This is a genomic window from Pseudosulfitobacter sp. DSM 107133 (genome assembly GCF_022788695.1).
Classification (GTDB): domain Bacteria; phylum Pseudomonadota; class Alphaproteobacteria; order Rhodobacterales; family Rhodobacteraceae; genus Pseudosulfitobacter.
In genome coordinates, this window is the sequence record NZ_CP085154.1 from 3,404,998 (window position 1) to 3,423,867 (window position 18,870).

Sequence of the window (18,870 nt, forward strand, 5' to 3'; positions counted from 1 at the left end):
TTTACCCTTGGGTCAGGTCGAGTTCGATACACGACCCTAAGGGTGTTAGTATCGCATTAACCATGGGTGAGCAATCTTTTATTGCTCATATGAGCAATAAAAGATGATGGCCGCACTAAAGCCCAGCGATGCCGAACTTTTCACGGATCGCGCGCGCTTCCGTCACCGTTGGAAATACCTCAGATAGCGGAGGCATAGAGCGCCTATTGCGCGTATATTTTTGCTGAAGTGCTTTGACGAGCTTCCCATCCAACTGCGTTGCTGACGGGCGATCCAGACACTTCTTTCCATCCTGAAGCCACGCACCATAAGTCTTCAAAAGATATTCAAACGCATCGCCATCAACATTTACGCCGCGAAAACTATCCCGCGGCGCTTCACTCAAGTCAGGAATCGAACCGTCGGTTTCGCGCTCAACAACACCATTTTGAGCCAAGGATCTAACAAGGTAGGGCATAATGGAGGCGTTCTGCTGCGGATCGCTCTTACGTCGGTCGGTTTGGGCATTTAAAAGGGCGTTCTCGAGGATCTCAGTATCTTCTCTCGAAATTTCGAGGTAGCTAAACAAGTCGACCAACCGCCTTACTGTTCGAAAGCGGTCACTCTGGCGCAAAATCTCCGCGGAATCATCCTCAAGAAGCTGCTCAGTTCCAAGAACATCTTCGTCGACCGAAGTCGCTTTTTTTCCGCCGGGCATAAAGTTTAACCTCTTGATTCTCAGTTGAGCACAGTATCTGCCCTCATTTGCGGAAGTTTGCAAGCTACTCGTGTCATCGAACCAGCGACGTTTTCTCTGACGCCCGTTTATCCATCGAACTCAGGATGGCGTAGGCGACAACCTGCACAAAGTTCCGCGTTGCCCGTTTGTCCCAAGACTGTCGTGCCGTAAAGAAAGGATTGTCTACAATCTCCCACATCAACCAATGACGCGTAGTATTGTGTGGCGAAAAACTCACGTGGTTTTCATGGGTTGGCTGTTCTTTCGCTTCTTCAAACTTAGGAAATGCAAACGGAGAATATCGCATAGCGCACAGCAATTCATTGTTGATATCATCTATCGCAGCTTTGAAATCGCCAGCCCCATAGCGCAACTGTGGAGGAAAGAACCGGAGGAATAAATCTACTACAAGTTGCTCGGCCAGCCCCCACAGATATCGGTCAAAAAGTTGAGAATTTTTCTGTCGGTGATCGGTCATGAGTTTAAAACATCCTTGCCAATACCTTTGGTCGGCGAAGATTGTTTCATAATCTGGTGTATAGACACCGTGAATCGTTACACCCCATACTGACCCACGCATTCGAATAGGGATAAGTACAGCGGCGAGATTGGATGGCTCGAAGGCCTTGTTTGTTCCGGCCCATCCCATCATCTCTGAGAGAACATAGTAGAATATGGTTACTCTGCGCACATCGTCCCAGCAATTTTCAGGTACGTCGGACATTGCGCCAATGTCCATGGCTCCCAGCTGTCCCAGCCGGTCTAGACCGCCCAACTCAAACAGGTGATTCGTATGAATCAGCCCGGTATGGTACACGGGATCCACAAGACTTCGTACCTTGGACCCAACCCAACTTTCCAGAATGCGGATACACTGATCTACGCCCTTGTCTTCGCTTATCAGGTTCCAAAAATCATCATCTAAGATCCTTAGCGTTTTAGCCGTTCTGGTGTCAGCATCATCACCAAGTGTTATGTTACGATATAGCCGCCTTGTAGCGTTAGGACCTTCATATGCATCGGCGAAACTTACGGCATCTCCCGCATCAACTTTTGCCCGAGCATTTTCGCCATCATGTCTGATTTTTCCCAAAATAAGGGAGAAGTTTCTTCGAAGGTCATCTGGTACAAGAAATGAAGTGTCATAAAGGTAGCCTTGCTTCTCAGCGTTGAAGCGATGTCGAGCCTTATCAACATCTCTTGAAAACGTTCTGAACGCCAGAAACATATTTGGTGGGTAACTCCCGGGGTCCTCTTTTTGTTGCGGTGCGCTCTTCTCCTGCATCATGGAGGTCACCAATGAGATGCCACCTCGCGTGTCGTGCAGAACTGTTCGAAACGTACCATTTAGCCGATTTTTCCACCATTCATGGTTTGGTCGCGGATCATCCTCTGGTGTGCCGTCAGGGCTGAGGTCCGGGAATGATGTTGAGTCGAGGAACTCCGCCACCTGTTGTGCACGGACGTTCCAATCTTGATGGTCTGCAGACAGTCTTTCCAGCGAGCGAGCAAGATATAACCCAGCCTGTTCGGCGAAATTACTAGTGAAAACGTCCCATTTAAACTGAAAGAAATAATCTGCACAACTTGCAATATATTGATCGGCTGTCTGAATCACAGGAAGAGAAGGATCAAACCTTTGATCCTGTTCATCCTGACGGGTTAGTGGAAAGCAAGAACTTCCAGAGCGTACGAGCGTCGAAACCGATTTCTTCGTGTCCATATGATAAATTACAATGAAGTGCCGCGGACCCTCCAGCAAGTCGGGGAAGAGACGGAAAAACGGCGTGTCACGAGGATCGCCAATCGTTTTGTCAAGCTTCTCTAAATCAGCATTGAAATTGTCTTCATGTTTCTGATCAAGGCAGAAATGGCATTTTTGGACGAGCCGATCACCATCTTCAACAAAGACTGCAAAATTCACTGGGTACAGAGCAAGTGCGACAAAACTGTTCAGCAGATCTTCAAAATAGAAGTCGCTCGCCTCCTTCGCGTCGAAAAAATGTCGCAATGCTTCGCTGCGCGCGAAATCTGCACGAATTTCAACTAGCCTAGGCGCGATACAGGTTCCATCTATGTACTTCGCCAGTTTTCCGCTATCTCGATCATATCCATCGAATTTCATTATAACTTAATCTTTTCCGTTCAGCATTCGGGTAGCTGGTAGTTGTCACTCTTGGTTTAGAAACTGTCAATTTATTTGGTGTTGCAAGACGCTCCGACTCCCTACTCGAAGGCAACCGGCTGCAACATTTCGTCTGTGTCCAACTTCAGGGCGGCGCGCCACAATGGCCTCTTGTTCACGTGGTGCACATACTTATTCTCGCGCTCTTCTCGGGTTTGGACAAGCAATCCGGCCCATTCAAGCGGGCGCAGGACGCAGGAGGAGAACTCGGCCATCTCCCGCCAACCGGCATTGTCCCAATCATGCTCTTCGCCATAGAACGCCGCGAACAGCGCCCGCTCGGTGGTGTCATGGTCGGCCTCGACGTTGATGACATTCATCCAGACATCCCATTTGCCGAAGGGGCGCTCTTCAAAGCGGGCGTAGGATGCATGATCGATCTGGAGGACGTAGAACGGGATGAGTTCAGCAAACAACTGCGCTGGGGCCTGTGCCAGTTCTGCCCCACGCTTGGTCAGGCGGAACTCGCGCTTGAAGTGCCGCCCGAGGCGCAAGGTGATCAACACGTAGTGCAGCACCTCGAGCGGCGGGAATTCGTATTCATTGATGACCTTGTTATAGCGGAAAATCTCGAGCGCGCTTGAACCGGGCCAGTCAAAGTGTTCCACCGCCCAATGGACGAAGACGCGCTTGAAGGCTTTCGTTTGGGTCAACCCGATGGCCCCATGGTCCTGGGCATACTGCAGCGTCAGCAGCGCGGCTCGCAGAAGCGGGGAGTATGCAAGGGCGGGATCGTCATCAGACAGGGGGCGGAAGATGATCATGGCGCGATGCTGCCACGGGATTTTTTGCCGGACCAGATGCAAAGCGATAGTAAGCGACAAGCTGAGGCCGTTAGGCCTTGTAATTCCAAGGCATGAGGGAGTGGATTTCGGCGCGCGGCCACTGGTTGGCGATGCGCTCCAAGGTCTGGGTCAGCCACGCGACTGGGTCGACACTGTTCATCTTGCAGGTCTGCAGTAGAGTGGCGATAGTGGCCCAAGTGCAACCTCCGCCATCAGATCCCGCAAACAGGCTGTTTTTCCTCGTGATTGTCTGGGGCCTGATGGCGCGCTCGACGATGTTGGAATCTAGCTCGATGCGGCCGTCACTCAGGAAGCGCTCGAAAATGTCGCGACGCGTCATGGCATAGCGCAGCGCTTCTGCCAGCTTCGACTTGTCCGAGATACGCGGCAGGGTTTGCTCCCAGAGTGCGAACATTTCCGCGACGATCGGAGCCGAGACAGCCTGCCGTGCGACAGCGCGGGCTTCAGGGCTTTGACCTCGCACATCAGCCTCAAGCTTCCAGAGATCTGCCATGCGCTCGACCGTAGTGGTGGCGACTTGGCTGTCCCCGGCAATATGGAGTTCATAGAACCGCCGTCGGCTGTGTGCCCAGCATCCAGCGAGCAGCGGGCCGTCATTGCCTCCGCCCTTGCGCGTGAGCTTGTTGTAGGCGGCATAACCGTCCACCTGCAGGATACCACGATACCCTGCGAGATGCCGCCGCACACAATCGCCAGACCGGCTGTCCTCAAAGCGATAGGCCACCATGGGCGGACCACTTCCACCAAAGGTGCTGTCATCGCGGGCATAGGCCCAGAGCCAGGCCTTTTTTGTGCTGCCGGTGCCGGGGGCGAGGGTCGGCAGGCTGGTCTCATCCGCGAAGACCCTGTCCCCTTTCAGGATCTCGCTCAGGACATGGTCTGCGAGGATATCCAGCTCAAAACCTGTCCGGCCCATCCACTGCGCCATCAGCCGTCGGTCTAGCTCCACGCCATCACGGGCATAGATCCCCTCCTGACGATAGAGCGGCAGGCCATCGGCGTATTTCGAGACCGCGATCTGCGCCAGCAACGCCTCGGTCGGCAGTCCACTCTCGATGATATGCGCCGGGGCCAGAGCCTGAATGACACCGTCCCAGCCTTTGAACGTGTATTTGGGGCGGCGCGTGACGATCACCCGGAACTTCGCCGGGATCACATCCAGACGTTCGGACACGTCCTCACCGATCAGCACCTTTTGCTTGCCCGCGTGCTCCGGCAGATCCTCAGGCTCGATCACCACTTCGACGCGCTCCAGATGCGGCGGAAAGCCCTTGCGTGGCCGGGAGGCCCGCTTGTGCTGTGCGGCCTGGCCCGTGCCAACCTCCGCCCGCAGCGTCGAGATACCCGTTTCGATCTCCTCAAAAAGGAAAGCCTGTTGCGCACCCTCATCATCCGCCGCGGCAGAACCGAGCTTCTCGGAGCGTCGTCCGAACCGCGCCCGATCATAAGCCTTCAGGATCTGCATCAGCCGTTTGATCCGCTCGTCGGCATCCGCATTGCGGGCCTTGAGCGTCTCTATCTCACGCTCCAGCGCATCCGCGCGCGACGCCTGCGCAGCCATGGCGCGGACCATGGACTTCAGCTGGTCCATGTCATCAGGGAGGGAAAGATCATCGGCGCTCATGGCATTGGAGATAGCACATCCTGGCCAGCCATGCCGCAGGATATCCGCGCCCAAGGGGCAGTTGATTCACTTTGCCGCAGCCGGATTATCCAGCAAATACTGGCGTTCTTACCGCCATGGGACGCACCCGCTTCCAGTCCAGACCATCCACAAGCGCCATGAGCTGGGCGTGGTTGAGCTGGACCCGGACATGCCCGATACGCGGCCAGCAGAACGCAGATTTCTCGAGACGCTTCGCATAAAGGCAGACGCCGCTGCCGTCCCACCAGACGATCTTGATCCGGTCTGCGCGCTTCGCACGGAACACATAAAGCGCGCCGCTGAACGGGTCTTGGCCAGCATCGCGCACCAACGACAGAAGGCTGTCGGGTCCCTTACGGAAGTCTACCGGATGGCTCGCCAGAAAGACCTTCACGCCGGAGGGGATCATACTGAGCGCACCGCACGCAGGATCCGGCGCAACGCAGCCTCGTCGAGATCAGGGCTGACACGGATGACGACACCTCCCACTAAGATCTCCACCATCGGCACAGATGCGGCGGGAGCAATATCATGGGTCTGCTTCTTCAGGAAAGCCTTGCGCCAACCAAACAGTTGCGGTGGCGAAATCCCCAGACGGCGGGCCAGCGCTGAAACGTTCACGCCCGGCTCCAGCGCCGCGGCAACGGCCCTCTCCTTGAACTCATCAGACCACCGGCGCCGCTCGCCGATTGGCGCACCGTCAAGCCGCTCCGTCACAGCCTCGATCAACTGTAAGCTACCAGTCGCAGGCATAGGCGTAGAACTAGTCGTAGACATGGAACCTCGGCGATCAGATCATCGCCAAAAGCCTACCCTAAAGCGTTTCTAACAAAACCTGAATCGCTGGGGATTCCCAAACTGGCCTGATTGTGATTCATCCTGTTTGGGAGGATGAACAATGTCAGCACCTTTGCCATCAGCGCTACGTGCGCGGTTTCAGAGATATATTGAGGAAGGGTTAAGCGGGCGAGCGGCGGCAGCACGCTTGAAGCTGTCGCCAGCAACGGGCGCCCGGTGGCGGCATCAGATCCAAACGACGGGCCGGGCTGATCCTGCCGTACAGGGTCGTCCAAAAGGGTCAGGAAAATTGGCACCCCATGTTGGTTTTTTCGAAGAGTTGATTGCTCAAGACCCTGATATCACACTGTTTGAGCTGCGTGATGCGCTTGCTGATGCAACCGGACTGCAGGTCCAGCACTCTGCTATCGGGCATCTGCTAAAGCGTCTCGGGTTCACGCACAAAAAAAGTCACTGGTCGCTACCGAACGTCACCGTGCCAAGGTGAGGCGACGACGTGAGGACTGGTTCACACACCGTTTGCCAGCCATTGCGCGGATGCCGGAACGCGTTGTCTTTCTTGATGAAACAGCGGTCAAAACGAACCTCGCCCGGCTGCGCGGCTGGGCCCCGCGTGGCGAACGCCTGACGATGGATGCGCCCTTCGGCAGTTGGGGAACCCAAACCCTGATTGCGGGGCTAACACAAGAGTCTCTGATCGCACCTTGGGTGATCAAAGGCGCGATGGATGGTCCTGCCTTCGCGGCCTATGTGCAAAAGGTCCTGATCCCTGAGATCGCGCCAGGCACAGCCGTGGTTCTCGACAACCTCGCGACGCATCACAACAAAGAAGCCGCTGCGGCGCTCAAGGCTCATGGATGCTGGTTCCTCTATCTGCCGCCATATTCGCCAGACCTGAACCCGATTGAGTTGGCTTTCTCCAAATTGAAGGCTCACCTCAGACGCATCAGTGCGCGATCATTCACCTCGGTGTTCGAAGCCCTTGGCGAAATCTGCGCAATGTACTCCCCGCAGGAGTGTACAAACTACTTTCAGGCTGCCGGATATGCCTCAGGTTAAATTAGAAATGCTTTAGACCAGCGCCGCCATTAACCCACGGGGTGTCCTTCCCGCTTACAAGCGATAAGCAGTCCACCGCGGTCTCCTGCCTTTGGTGACGGTGAGATACGCTGTTTACCCGCGAACGCCTGTCGCTGCCCGCGAACGCACGCCGTTGCGGATTTTCTGGTCCAGTGTTGATGTGGCGTTGATGTAGCGTGCAAACGCAAAAACCCGACTGATTAAGTCGGGTTTTTGCGTTTGATTTAGCGGTGTTTTTTGGTTGCGGGAGTAGGATTTGAACCTACGACCTTCAGGTTATGAGCCTGACGAGCTACCGGGCTGCTCCATCCCGCGCCAGATGGTTTTTGGTTGGATCGTTTAGAGAGATACGATTTGTAGAGGTTTTACTAGGTTTGGCAATGACCTACTCTCCCACGTCTTAAGACGCAGTACCATCGGCGCTACAGCACTTAACTGCCAGGTTCGGGATGGGGCTGGGTGTTTTGCTTGCGCTATGATCACCAAACCAAGAAAAACCTCTACGTTGTGATTTTACCGAAGGTAAAATCACAACATCTGTCCAAGTCCAAGTACATCTATTCTGATGTGTATGCTTTTGATTGTCGTTCGAAGTTTCATTCACAGTGTTATGTGTGAAGTCTTTCTTCTACTGGATCAAATCAAGCCTATCGAGCAATTAGTACCAGTCAACTGAATGCGTTACCGCACTTACATCTCTGGCCTATCGACGAGGTGGTCTACCTCGGCTCTCAGGGATACCTTGTTTTGAGGGGGGCTTCCCGCTTAGATGCCTTCAGCGGTTATCCTGTCCGATCATAGCTACCCAGCACTGCCGTTGGCACGACAACTGGTCCACCAGTGGATCGTTCACCCCGGTCCTCTCGTACTAGGGGCAACTCCTCTCAAGTATCCTACACCCACGGAAGATAGGGACCGAACTGTCTCACGACGTTCTAAACCCAGCTCACGTACCTCTTTAAACGGCGAACAGCCGTACCCTTGGGACCTGCTCCAGCCCCAGGATGAGATGAGCCGACATCGAGGTGCCAAACACTGCCGTCGATATGGACTCTTGGGCAGTATCAGCCTGTTATCCCCGGCGTACCTTTTATCCGTTGAGCGATGGCCCTCCCACTTGGGACCACCGGATCACTATGGCCGTCTTTCGACTCTGCTCGACTTGTCAGTCTCGCAGTCAGGCTGGCTTCTGCCATTGCACTCAACGAGCGATTTCCGACCGCTCTGAGCCAACCTTCGCGCGCCTCCGTTACGCTTTAGGAGGCGACCGCCCCAGTCAAACTACCCGCCACACAGGGTCCCGGATCCGGATAACGGACCGCGGTTAGACAACAAGCGAGGCAAGGGTGGTATCTCAAGGGTGGCTCCACAAGGACTAGCGTCCCTGCTTCAAAGCCTACCACCTATCCTGCACATGCCTGACCTATTGCCAGTGTGAAGCTGTAGTAAAGGTGCACGGGGTCTTTCCGTCTAACCGCGGGAAACCTGCATCTTGACAGGTAATTCAATTTCGCTGAGTCTATGTTGGAGACAGCGGGGAAGTCGTTACGCCATTCGTGCAGGTCGGAACTTACCCGACAAGGAATTTCGCTACCTTAGGACCGTTATAGTTACGGCCGCCGTTTACCTGGGCTTCAATTCAGAGCTCTCACCCCTCCTTTTAACCTTCAGGCACCGGGCAGGCGTCAGACCCTATACGTCGTCTTACGACTTCGCAGAGCCCTGTGTTTTTAATAAACAGTCGCCACCCCCTGGTTTGTGCCCCCAGCCTCTAGTTGCCTAGAAACCGGGCCTCCTTCTCGCGAACTTACGGAGGTATTTTGCCGAGTTCCTTCAACATAGTTCTCTCAAGCGCCTTGGTATTCTCTACCAGTCCACCTGTGTCGGTTTAGGGTACGATCTAGCGATGGAGCTATTTCCAGGAACCTCTCAGCAGCCCATTCAATCCGATAAGGATGAACTACCTTCGAGATCCGTCACTTCCATCTGGCCCAGGAATATTAACCTGGTTCCCATCGACTACGCCTTTCGGCCTCGCCTTAGGGGTCGGCTTACCCTGCTCAGATTAGCTTTAAGCAGGAACCCTTGGACTTTCGGCGAGGGAGTCTCTCACTCCCTTTGTCGCTACTCATGTCATCATTCTCACTAGTGATCTCTCCACCGGATCGCTCACGCGCCGGCTTCACAGAAAACTCCGCGTCTCCAATCCCACCGAAGTGGTTAAGGAGACATGGAGTTATGTCACACTACGCTCTGCTACCATGCACTAAGTGCATCCTAAGCTTCGGCTCATGGCTTGAGCCCCGTTACATCTTCGCCGCAGGACAACTTGATTAGACCAGTGAGCTGTTACGCTATCTTTAAAAGATGGCTGCTTCTAAGCCAACTTCCTGGTTGTTTTGGTCGTCCCACCTGCTTTCCCACTTAGCCATGAATTAGGGGCCTTAGCTGTAGGTCAGGGTTGTTTCCCTCTTCACGACGGACGTTAGCATTCGCCGTGTGTCTGCCATCTAGTACTCCTCGGTATTCGGAGTTTGGTTAGGATCAGTAAGCCTGTGGGGCCCCATTACCCATCCAGTGCTCTACCCCCGAGGGTATTCGGATGACGCTCTACCTAAATAGATTTCGCAGAGAACCAGCTATCTCCGAGTTTGATTGGCCTTTCACCCCTAGGCACAACTCATCCCGACCTTTTTCAACAGGTGTGGGTTCGGACCTCCAGTAAGTGTTACCTTACCTTCATCCTGGTCATGCCTAGATCACTCGGTTTCGGGTCTGATCCCACGAACTCGACGCCCTATTAAGACTCGCTTTCGCTGCGCCTACACCTAACGGCTTAAGCTTGCTCGTGAGACCAAGTCGATGACCCATTATACAAAAGGTACGCTGTCAGGCCTCAAGGGCCCTCCAACTGATTGTAGGCGTTCGGTTTCAGGTACTGTTTCACTCCCCTCGTCGGGGTGCTTTTCACCTTTCCCTCACGGTACTGGTTCACTATCGGTCAGTAAGGAGTACTTAGCCTTCGAAGGTGGTCCTCCGATCTTCAGACAGAATTTCACGTGTTCCGCCCTACTTAATACGTCCTATCGTGCTTCATATACGGGACTGTCACCCACTATGGTTGGCCTTTCCAGACCATTCTATTCACATTCAAGGCTCGGCTGGTCCCCGTTCGCTCGCCGCTACTAGGGGAGTATCAATTGATTTCCTTTCCTCCGGGTACTTAGATGTTTCAGTTCCCCGGGTTTGCTTTTCTAAACCTATGTATTCAGTCTAGAAATACCTGGTTTACCGTATTATTTTGTCCTACCGCCCGGAGGGCTACTTGAGGACGAACCCCGCATAACCATTCTTCTGGTAGGATAAATAACACAGTATCAGGTGGGTTGCCCCATTCAGAAATTCATGGATCAAAGCTTATTCTCAGCTCCCCATGACTTATCGCAGAGTATCACGTCTTTCATCGCCTCTTACTGCCAAGGCATTCACCAAACGCCCTTTTCGCGCTTGATTTGATCCAGAAAAAGAAAGACTTGAAGGCCGACCCGTAGCCTTGCGGCGACTTGAGGACCTTTGCGTCAATCGCGACCGGGCAGCTGGTAACTAAACCCGATCTTCTCCTGGGATCAAAAGTATACTTTTTCCCGCCAGCATGTTTGTGGCATGCTGACAATGAACGGCTCTTGGTTGCTCACGATCCGTGCAGGACATGAGCAGAACCGTTCTGGTTAGTGTACTTGACTTGGACAACATCGTTCGTTTCGGATGGCAGACGCCTGGGGGACCGAGGAAACAGTCCATGCAAACGCTCGCTTGAACCCGAAGGCGCAAGCACCAACCCGAGATCATCCACTTACTTATGGCGATCAAACGGTGTTGTTGTTACTTCAAGATTGCTCTCAAAGTAACTTGTATCTCTCTATACGATGTCAATCGGATGCAATTCCTGTTGGAATTGGCATCCTCGTCTGCAGAACAGACGTTCAAACATTCAACGAATGCTTGAAGATGTGTTCTACCAAGTAATGGTGGAGCCTAGGAGGATCGAACTCCTGACCTCCTGAATGCAAATCAGGCGCTCTCCCAGCTGAGCTAAGGCCCCATCTAACCCTTTCGGGATACTGGTGGGTCGAGGAGGACTTGAACCTCCGACCTCACGCTTATCAGGCGTGCGCTCTAACCACCTGAGCTACCGACCCGGTTTTCGTTTTGCAGAGCAAAACAAAACCCGTGTGCGACAGGGTATTGCAACGCAATGCCCGTAAGCAGCACTCAGTGGTTATGTCACCTGACAGCTGCCGGTAACGGCTGCTGCCGCGATTTCCTGAAGAGATATGAGGACGGCTCGGTCCGAAAGGTCATCTTGCGATGCCTTCAATGTGGACAGCTTTGTTTGCTGTCCTGCTAAGTGTTTCACGATCAAGAGCAAGCTCGAGATACTAGAAACATCCTTAGAAAGGAGGTGATCCAGCCGCAGGTTCCCCTACGGCTACCTTGTTACGACTTCACCCCAGTCGCTGATCCTACCGTGGTCCGCTGCCTCCTCGAAAGGTTGGCGCACGGCCGTCGGGTAGAACCAACTCCCATGGTGTGACGGGCGGTGTGTACAAGGCCCGGGAACGTATTCACCGCGTCATGCTGTTACGCGATTACTAGCGATTCCGACTTCATGGGGTCGAGTTGCAGACCCCAATCCGAACTGAGACATCTTTTGGGGATTAACCCACTGTAGATGCCATTGTAGCACGTGTGTAGCCCAACCCGTAAGGGCCATGAGGACTTGACGTCATCCACACCTTCCTCCCGCTTATCACGGGCAGTTTCTTTAGAGTGCCCAGCCGAACTGCTGGCAACTAAAGATGTGGGTTGCGCTCGTTGCCGGACTTAACCGAACATCTCACGACACGAGCTGACGACAGCCATGCAGCACCTGTCACTAGGTCCCGAAGGAAGGCTCCATCTCTGGAGTTGTCCTAGGATGTCAAGGGTTGGTAAGGTTCTGCGCGTTGCTTCGAATTAAACCACATGCTCCACCGCTTGTGCGGGCCCCCGTCAATTCCTTTGAGTTTTAATCTTGCGACCGTACTCCCCAGGCGGAATGCTTAATCCGTTAGGTGTGTCACCGAACAGTATACTGCCCGACGACTGGCATTCATCGTTTACGGTGTGGACTACCAGGGTATCTAATCCTGTTTGCTCCCCACACTTTCGCACCTCAGCGTCAGTATCGAGCCAGTGAGCCGCCTTCGCCACTGGTGTTCCTCCGAATATCTACGAATTTCACCTCTACACTCGGAATTCCACTCACCTCTCTCGAACTCAAGACCAGGAGTTTTGGAGGCAGTTCCAGGGTTGAGCCCTGGGATTTCACCCCCAACTTTCTGATCCGCCTACGTGCGCTTTACGCCCAGTAATTCCGAACAACGCTAACCCCCTCCGTATTACCGCGGCTGCTGGCACGGAGTTAGCCGGGGTTTCTTTACCAGGTACTGTCATTATCATCCCTGGCGAAAGTGCTTTACGACCCTAAGGCCTTCATCACACACGCGGCATGGCTAGATCAGGCTTGCGCCCATTGTCTAAGATTCCCCACTGCTGCCTCCCGTAGGAGTCTGGGCCGTGTCTCAGTCCCAGTGTTGCTGATCATCCTCTAAAACCAGCTAAAGATCGTAGACTTGGTAGGCCATTACCCCACCAACTATCTAATCTTACGCGGGCTGATCCTTCTCCGATAAATCTTTCCCCCGAAGGGCGTATATGGTATTACTCTCAGTTTCCCGAGGCTATTCCATAGAGAAGGGTACATTCCCACGCGTTACTAACCCGTCCGCCGCTCGCCCCGAAGGGTGCGCTCGACTTGCATGTGTTAGGCCTGCCGCCAGCGTTCGTTCTGAGCCAGGATCAAACTCTCAAGTTGAAAAGCAATTGCTTGCTTATCCTTGACGTCGAACCTCTGCACATCGACCTGCACCACTTACTGAATGATACAGGCGTCTTTTCTGTTTGTTGTGCTTCAGTTACCAAAGTAACCAGAAGCCGTACAAACAGTGAAGCTGACACTCTATAATCGGTAGCGAGATAAATCCCATTCCCTAAGAGCGCGATATACAGACGTTGATCCATCGAATGAACCAAACCGCCCACATATCTCTTCAGATATTATCAATTTCAAAGAGCGTAGAGACAAAAACAAACCGTGATGCGCCCTAACTTCTTGGCGCGCCCCGCCTGCTCTATCTCTGTTTTTACTTCCGCCTCGTTGCCACCGCGTCTCCGCTCCGGCCCGTCTGGCGCCCCGTTGGTGCATCACTGCGCCGCCGGTGAAGGGGGTTCTAAGTCTAACTCCCAATACCCGCAACCCCTTTTTTCAACAATATGACAGTTTTCTGAATTTTTCGACAAAACCATTTAATAACAATAGTTTACGCAAGTGATTTTCTTGCTCCCCTTCAGAAACCAGCGCCATTCGCCAGCCCCGGAGACGGCATTCCGGCGGGAATCTCCTGCAATCTGTGATTCACCGGCTCGATCCGGTCCGAGTCTCGGCCGATTCATATGCGCAGCACCGGCTTTTTCGGGATTTCGGGGGAATCGCACCGCATCGGGAGGCAATCGCATGGCAGATCAAGCTGTCTGCCCGTCGCCCGCACGGCTGTGCAGGCGACTGTTGTACATAAAGTGTCCGGAACTGTACGGCCGCCCTCAGGCGCCCAGACGGCAATAAAGGGCTGCCGCCAGCTTGGCGCGTTCGACCAGGCTGTCGATCTCGATGTGTTCGGTCAGCGTGTGCAGACCCTTGCCGCGCACCCCGATCGAATCCAGCGTGGGCAGACCCAGAAAGCCGGTAAAGTTGCCGTCCGAGCCGCCACCTGCCGAGGCCCCCGACATTTCAAAACCGATCTCGCCTGCAATCTCTTGTGCCAGCTTCAGCATTGCCATGGTGCCCGGCTGGTTTGGTTCCCACACAGGGCGGGTCACGCCGCGCTTCACTTCCATGATCACGTCGCCCGTATCCGAGTTCAGTGCCATCATCCTGGCCACCCCCTCGTCGAGCAGCTCCTGCGTCTTGGCCATGGACAGCACTTCGGCGTCGCAAAAGGACGATACGCAGTTCACCCACTGGCCCGCATGGAACACTCCCAGCGAGAACGTGCAGTCGTCAGTGGTCATACCCTCGATCACCGCCACCGACTTTGCCATTTCGGAAATCGCCGAGCGGCCTTCGGCCAGCGCCCAACCCGCGTGGCTGGGTTTGCCGCGGGTTTGCAGGTTGAACCGTGCAATCGCATAGCGCCCGATCACGGCACCGCCGTCCGGGCGGGCCGGTTCGGGGACAAGGATGTATTTGTGCCGCTTGGCCTCGGTTTCGATCAACTCGCGGGTCGAGGGCGTGCCGATCTCTTCGTCCGGTGTAAACAGGACCGTGACCGGCAGCGGCGTTTCAACGCCTGCGGCCAGCAGTTTGCGCAGCGCATCCAGAAAGACATAGTTGCCGCCCTTCATGTCCATCAGGCCGGGACCATAGCAGATGCTACCCTCACGCTTGAACGGAAGCTGTGTCAGCGTGCCAACAGGGTGGACCGTATCAAGGTGGCCCAGCAACAGGATACCGCCTTCCCCGGCCTTTGGGTGGGGCATGGTGGCGCGCACGCTGTCGCCCAGCCCCATCCGGCCAGGAATACGCTCGACCCGCGCGCCCAGTGCCGCCAGATCGTGCTGGACCACGTCCATCATCCGGTTGACGGCAGCGGCGTCAAAGGTGGGGCTTTCGGTTTCGATCCAGGGTTTCAGTCCTGCCAGCATTTCGTCGGCATCAAAGGGCAGATCGAGCGGGTTGGTCATGGTGTCTCCTCCGGTCCGGCGGCAGTGCACCGGTTGTTGTTGTAAATAGTGTAGCGCCTCAGACCTTGGGCAGGCGGGTCTCGACGATGCGGGCATAGATGGACGCGCCGACCGGCAGGATGGCATCGTCCAGCACAAAGGCCGGATTGTGCAGCGGGATGCTGCCCGCATGGCCCACACGGCAATAGGCGCCCGGCACCACCTTGAGCATGTCGGCAAAGTCTTCGGACCCTGTCGCCTGCTCGGTGCCTTCCGAGGCCATATCCTCGCCGACCACTCCCGCAGCCGCAGCCACATAGGCGGTGGACAGGTCGGGGTCGTTCATCAGCACGTCAAAGACATTGCGCAGGTCCACGTCGATCTTGACCCCGTAAGCCAGCGCCATGCCTTCGCACAGCTCGCGCATACGGCTTTCGGCCATCTCGATCACGTCGTCGTGGAAATAGCGGATGGTACCCGCGATGGTCGCGGACCCGGGCACGACGTTATAGGCCGAGCCGGAATTGAACTTGGTCACCGACAGCACCAGAGGCTTGGTCGGTGGGGCATTTCGGCTGACCACTGATTGCAACTGCTGCACCAGCGCCGTACCGATCACGATCGGGTCTTTCGACTGGTGCGGGGCGGCGGCGTGGCTGCCCGTGCCGGTGATCGTGATGTCGAAAAAGCTGGCCCCGGCCATGGCGGGTCCCGGCGTCACGCTGACCACGCCCGGTTCCGAATTCGGGTCGTTGTGCATTCCGTAGATTTCGTCACAGGGGAATTTCTCGAACAATCCCTCTTCGATCATACGGCGCGCGCCGCCCAGACCTTCTTCGGCGGGCTGAAAGATCAGCACCACGGTGCCGTCGAAATCGCGGGTTTCGGCCAGATAGCGGGCAGCGCCCAGCAGCATGGTGGTGTGCCCGTCGTGGCCGCAAGCATGCATACGCCCCGGATTGGTCGAGCTGTAGGCAACACCAGACGCCTCTTCAATCGGCAGCGCATCCATGTCGGCGCGCAGACCGACGCGGCGGTTGCCACCGCCCTGCCCCTTAATCAGGCCGACAACACCGGTGCCGCCCAGACCCTCATGCACCTCATCCACTCCGTAAGCGCGCAGCTTCTCTGCCACGATGGCCGAGGTGCGGGTTTCCTCGAACCCCAGTTCGGGATGCGCATGAAAATCGTGACGGATTTCGGTCAGCTCATCTGCGAAGGCTTCGATTTTGGGGAGTACGCTCATGTTGTGGCTCCTTGTGGTGCGCGCATGCTATCCAGCGCGCGGAAATTGGCAAAGTCCCAGTGGCGGCCCGGTGCCGCCTCGATCAGGTTGCGGGTGTAGTCGTGGCTTGGGTTGGCCAGAACATCGCCCGCCGGGCCGTGTTCGACAACCTTTCCTTTTTGCATCACCAAAACCTCGTCACAGATTTGCGCCGCGACGCGCAGGTCGTGGGTGATGAACAGCATCGCAATGCCAAAGCGGTCCTGCACGTCATCCAGCAGGTCCAGCACCTGCGCCTGCACGCTGACATCCAGCGCCGACACCGCCTCGTCCGCGACCAGCAGGTCGGGCTTCATCGCCACGGCGCGCGCGATGGCAAGCCGCTGGCGTTGCCCGCCTGAAAACTGGTGCGGATACCGATCCAGCGCATCGCGCGGCAGGTTCACCAGCTCAAGCAGTTCGGCGGCATGGGTCATGGCCGCGTCGCGTGGGGTGCCAAAGTTGATCGGCCCCTCGCACAGGCTGCGCGCCACGGTCCAGCGCGGGTTCAGTGACCGGTAGGGGTCTTGAAACACGATCTGGAAATGTTTGCGGTGCGGCTGCAACTGGCGGCGGCTGAGCGTGGCAATCTCCTTGCCTGCCACGGTCACTTGCCCGCCTGTCGGATCAATCAACCGCATGACGCAGCGCGCCACGGTGGACTTGCCTGATCCGCTTTCACCAACAATGCCCAGCGTCCGGCCGGGTGCGATGGTAAAATTCACATCCTGCGCCGCCTTGACCCCTGCGGATTTGCGAAAGAACCCGGAACCGCCATAGGTCATTTCAAGACCAGCCACCTTGATCACATCGCCTATCGCACCCCCGGCGCGCGGTGCGCGCGGGGCAAGGTTGGGCACCGCTGCCAGAAGTGCGCGGGTGTAATCTTCCTTCGGATCGGTCAGCAGATCGCGGATGGGCGCGCGTTCGACGATCCGGCCCTTTTGCATCACGCTAACGGTGTCAGCGATTTCCGCCACCACGCCCATATCGTGCGTGATGAACAACACCGCGGTGCCATGGCGTTCCTGCATTTCCGAGATCAGCTTGAGGATCTGCAACTGCGTGGTCACGTCCAGCGCCGTTGTCGGCTCGTCCGCGATCAGCAGGTCGGGATCAAGGATCAGGGCCATCGCGATCATGATACGCTGACGCTGCCCGCCCGAAAGCTGGTGCGGAAAGGCCGAATAGATACGCTCCACATCGGGCAGGTGCACCTGCTCCATCATGTCGATGGTGCGTTTCCTGGCCTCGGCGCGCGACATATCAGTGTGCATGTTCAGCACTTCTTCGATCTGCTCACCCACCCGCAGCACGGGGTTCAGCGCCGTCATCGGTTCCTGAAAGATCATCGCGATCCGCCGCGCCCGCAACTCGCGCATCTGCGCAGGCTTGGCATTGGTGATCTCGGCGCCTTCCAGTTCGATCAATCCGCCCTGAATTTCCAGCGCATCCTTGGGCAACAGACCCATCACCGCCAGCGAGGTCACCGACTTGCCCGAGCCACTTTCACCCACAAGGCAGTGGGTTTCTCCCGCGCGAATATCCAGATCAATCCCGTTCAGGACCGGATCGGCGTCGGGTCGCCCGGTCAGGCCGACACTGAGCTTGCGCAGTTTGAGAACGCGTTTGGCGTCGCTGAAGTCTTTGGATTTGAAGTCCATCTTATCCCTCCCGCTTTTTCAGGCGTGGATCCAGCAGGTCGCGCGCGGTGTCGCCCAACAGGTTGATCGCCAGAATGCACAGCGACAGCATCAACCCCGGCCAGAAGATCAGCCCCGGCTTGATCTGGAAATAGCTGCGCCCTTCGGCCATGATGTTGCCCCAGGTGGGGATTTCCGTCGACACGCCCGCGCCGAGAAAACTGAGGATCGCCTCGATCAGGATCGCAGAGGCGCAAATATAGGTGCCCTGCACGATCAGCGGGGCAAAGGTGTTGGGCATCAGGTGCTGCATCAGGATTTTCGGCATCGACGAGCCCAGCGCGATGGCCGCCTCGACATAGGGTTCCTCACGCGCAGACAGCACGACCGAACGCACCAGCCGCACCACGCGCGGCACCTCGGGCACTGTGATCGCGATAATGACCGACCCCAGACTGGGCCCGTTCAATGCCACCAGCGCAATCGCCAGCAGGATCGCAGGAATGGCCATCAGGCTGTCCATGATCCGCATGATGATGCTGTCGGCGGTGCGGAAATAACCCGCCACAAGGCCGATCATCAGCCCCACGGCCACGCTGACCGCTGCCGCCCCGATGCCGATCAGCAACGACACGCGCCCGCCGGTCATCACGCGGCTAAAGATGTCGCGGCCATAGGGATCTGTGCCCAGCAGAAATTCCGACGATGGCGGCTTCAGCCGCGCCATCGCGTTCATCGCCAGCGGATCGTAGGGCACATAAAGCGGTGCCAGCAGGGCGGCCATCACGATCACCACAAGGATCGCGGCAGCAAGGATCGGACCGACGCCCACGCGCGCTCCTGCGGGCAGCGAAAACAAGCCGGTAATCACGTGAAAGGCACTCTGTCGGGATTGGGGAAGTTCGGCCAT

The 18,870-nt window shown here is 56.1% G+C and carries 13 protein-coding genes, 3 tRNA genes and 3 rRNA genes; 2 read left to right on the top strand and 17 right to left on the bottom strand.

Annotated features, from left to right (window positions below):
* Positions 1–115 precede the first annotated feature (115 nt).
* From DSM107133_RS16955 to DSM107133_RS16985, 7 genes are all read right to left on the bottom strand, one after another.
* Positions 116–697 carry a hypothetical protein gene (locus tag DSM107133_RS16955; protein ID WP_114294129.1) on the bottom strand — a complete coding sequence of 194 codons (582 nt, stop codon included), beginning with the start codon at positions 695–697 and terminating at the stop codon, positions 116–118.
* Between the two features lie 73 nt (positions 698–770).
* A complete protein-coding gene (locus DSM107133_RS16960; protein WP_162792064.1) occupies positions 771–2,843 on the bottom strand; it encodes a hypothetical protein in 2,073 nt (690 codons plus the stop codon).
* Positions 2,844–2,944: 101 nt separating this feature from the next.
* The gene (locus DSM107133_RS16965; RefSeq protein WP_114294126.1) at positions 2,945–3,667 is read right to left on the bottom strand and encodes a hypothetical protein; all 723 of its coding nucleotides are present in this window, start codon (positions 3,665–3,667) and stop codon (positions 2,945–2,947) included.
* Positions 3,668–3,737: 70 nt separating this feature from the next.
* Positions 3,738–5,333, bottom strand: coding sequence for an IS66 family transposase (locus DSM107133_RS16970; protein ID WP_114294113.1), 1,596 nt, complete (start codon positions 5,331–5,333; stop codon positions 3,738–3,740).
* 85 nt (positions 5,334–5,418) lie between these two features.
* Positions 5,419–5,763 (bottom strand): IS66 family insertion sequence element accessory protein TnpB, encoded by a 345-nt coding sequence (tnpB, locus tag DSM107133_RS16975; protein ID WP_114294112.1) that lies wholly within the window; start codon positions 5,761–5,763, stop codon positions 5,419–5,421.
* The gene (locus DSM107133_RS16980) at positions 5,760–6,083 is read right to left on the bottom strand and encodes a transposase (RefSeq protein WP_162792063.1); all 324 of its coding nucleotides are present in this window, start codon (positions 6,081–6,083) and stop codon (positions 5,760–5,762) included. Before DSM107133_RS16980 ends, tnpB begins: the two co-directional genes overlap by 4 nt.
* 80 nt (positions 6,084–6,163) lie before the next feature.
* Complete coding sequence (locus DSM107133_RS16985; protein WP_162792062.1) at positions 6,164–6,448, bottom strand: hypothetical protein; 285 nt, start codon at positions 6,446–6,448, stop codon at positions 6,164–6,166.
* Here DSM107133_RS16985 and DSM107133_RS16990 point away from each other — a divergent pair.
* Both DSM107133_RS16990 and DSM107133_RS16995 read left to right on the top strand, forming a co-directional pair.
* The gene (locus DSM107133_RS16990) at positions 6,442–6,639 is read left to right on the top strand and encodes a hypothetical protein (protein ID WP_114294110.1); all 198 of its coding nucleotides are present in this window, start codon (positions 6,442–6,444) and stop codon (positions 6,637–6,639) included. The two genes, DSM107133_RS16985 and DSM107133_RS16990, sit on opposite strands and share 7 nt — an antisense overlap.
* Positions 6,636–7,211 (top strand): IS630 family transposase, encoded by a 576-nt coding sequence (locus tag DSM107133_RS16995; RefSeq protein WP_162792061.1) that lies wholly within the window; start codon positions 6,636–6,638, stop codon positions 7,209–7,211. The genes DSM107133_RS16990 and DSM107133_RS16995 overlap by 4 nt, the downstream gene beginning before the upstream one ends.
* Positions 7,212–7,470: 259 nt before the next feature.
* On the opposite strand, the gene DSM107133_RS17000 is transcribed toward DSM107133_RS16995, so the two are convergent.
* The 10 genes from DSM107133_RS17000 to DSM107133_RS17045 form a co-directional block, all read right to left on the bottom strand.
* Positions 7,471–7,547: transfer RNA gene (locus DSM107133_RS17000), tRNA-Met, on the bottom strand.
* 57 nt (positions 7,548–7,604) lie between these two features.
* A 5S ribosomal RNA gene (gene rrf, locus DSM107133_RS17005) occupies positions 7,605–7,719 on the bottom strand.
* Positions 7,720–7,869: 150 nt separating this feature from the next.
* Positions 7,870–10,745: ribosomal RNA gene (locus tag DSM107133_RS17010) — 23S ribosomal RNA — on the bottom strand.
* A gap of 513 nt (positions 10,746–11,258) precedes the next feature.
* Positions 11,259–11,334, bottom strand: a tRNA-Ala gene (locus DSM107133_RS17015).
* A 20-nt stretch (positions 11,335–11,354) separates the two neighbouring features.
* Positions 11,355–11,431 (bottom strand) — tRNA-Ile (locus DSM107133_RS17020).
* Between the two features lie 256 nt (positions 11,432–11,687).
* Positions 11,688–13,149: ribosomal RNA gene (locus DSM107133_RS17025) — 16S ribosomal RNA — on the bottom strand.
* The 16S, 23S and 5S rRNA genes sit together here with 3 tRNA genes alongside, the layout of an rRNA operon.
* A 785-nt stretch (positions 13,150–13,934) precedes the next feature.
* Complete coding sequence (locus tag DSM107133_RS17030) at positions 13,935–15,074, bottom strand: M20/M25/M40 family metallo-hydrolase (RefSeq protein WP_114294251.1); 1,140 nt, start codon at positions 15,072–15,074, stop codon at positions 13,935–13,937.
* A gap of 58 nt (positions 15,075–15,132) precedes the next feature.
* Positions 15,133–16,299, bottom strand: a complete 1,167-nt coding sequence (locus tag DSM107133_RS17035) for a M20 aminoacylase family protein (RefSeq protein ID WP_114294249.1) — start codon at positions 16,297–16,299, stop codon at positions 15,133–15,135.
* Entirely contained in the window at positions 16,296–17,981 is a 1,686-nt protein-coding gene (locus tag DSM107133_RS17040) for an ABC transporter ATP-binding protein (RefSeq protein WP_114294247.1), read from the bottom strand. The genes DSM107133_RS17035 and DSM107133_RS17040 overlap by 4 nt, the downstream gene beginning before the upstream one ends.
* Position 17,982: 1 nt before the next feature.
* The gene (locus tag DSM107133_RS17045) at positions 17,983–18,870 is read right to left on the bottom strand and encodes an ABC transporter permease (protein WP_114294245.1); all 888 of its coding nucleotides are present in this window, start codon (positions 18,868–18,870) and stop codon (positions 17,983–17,985) included.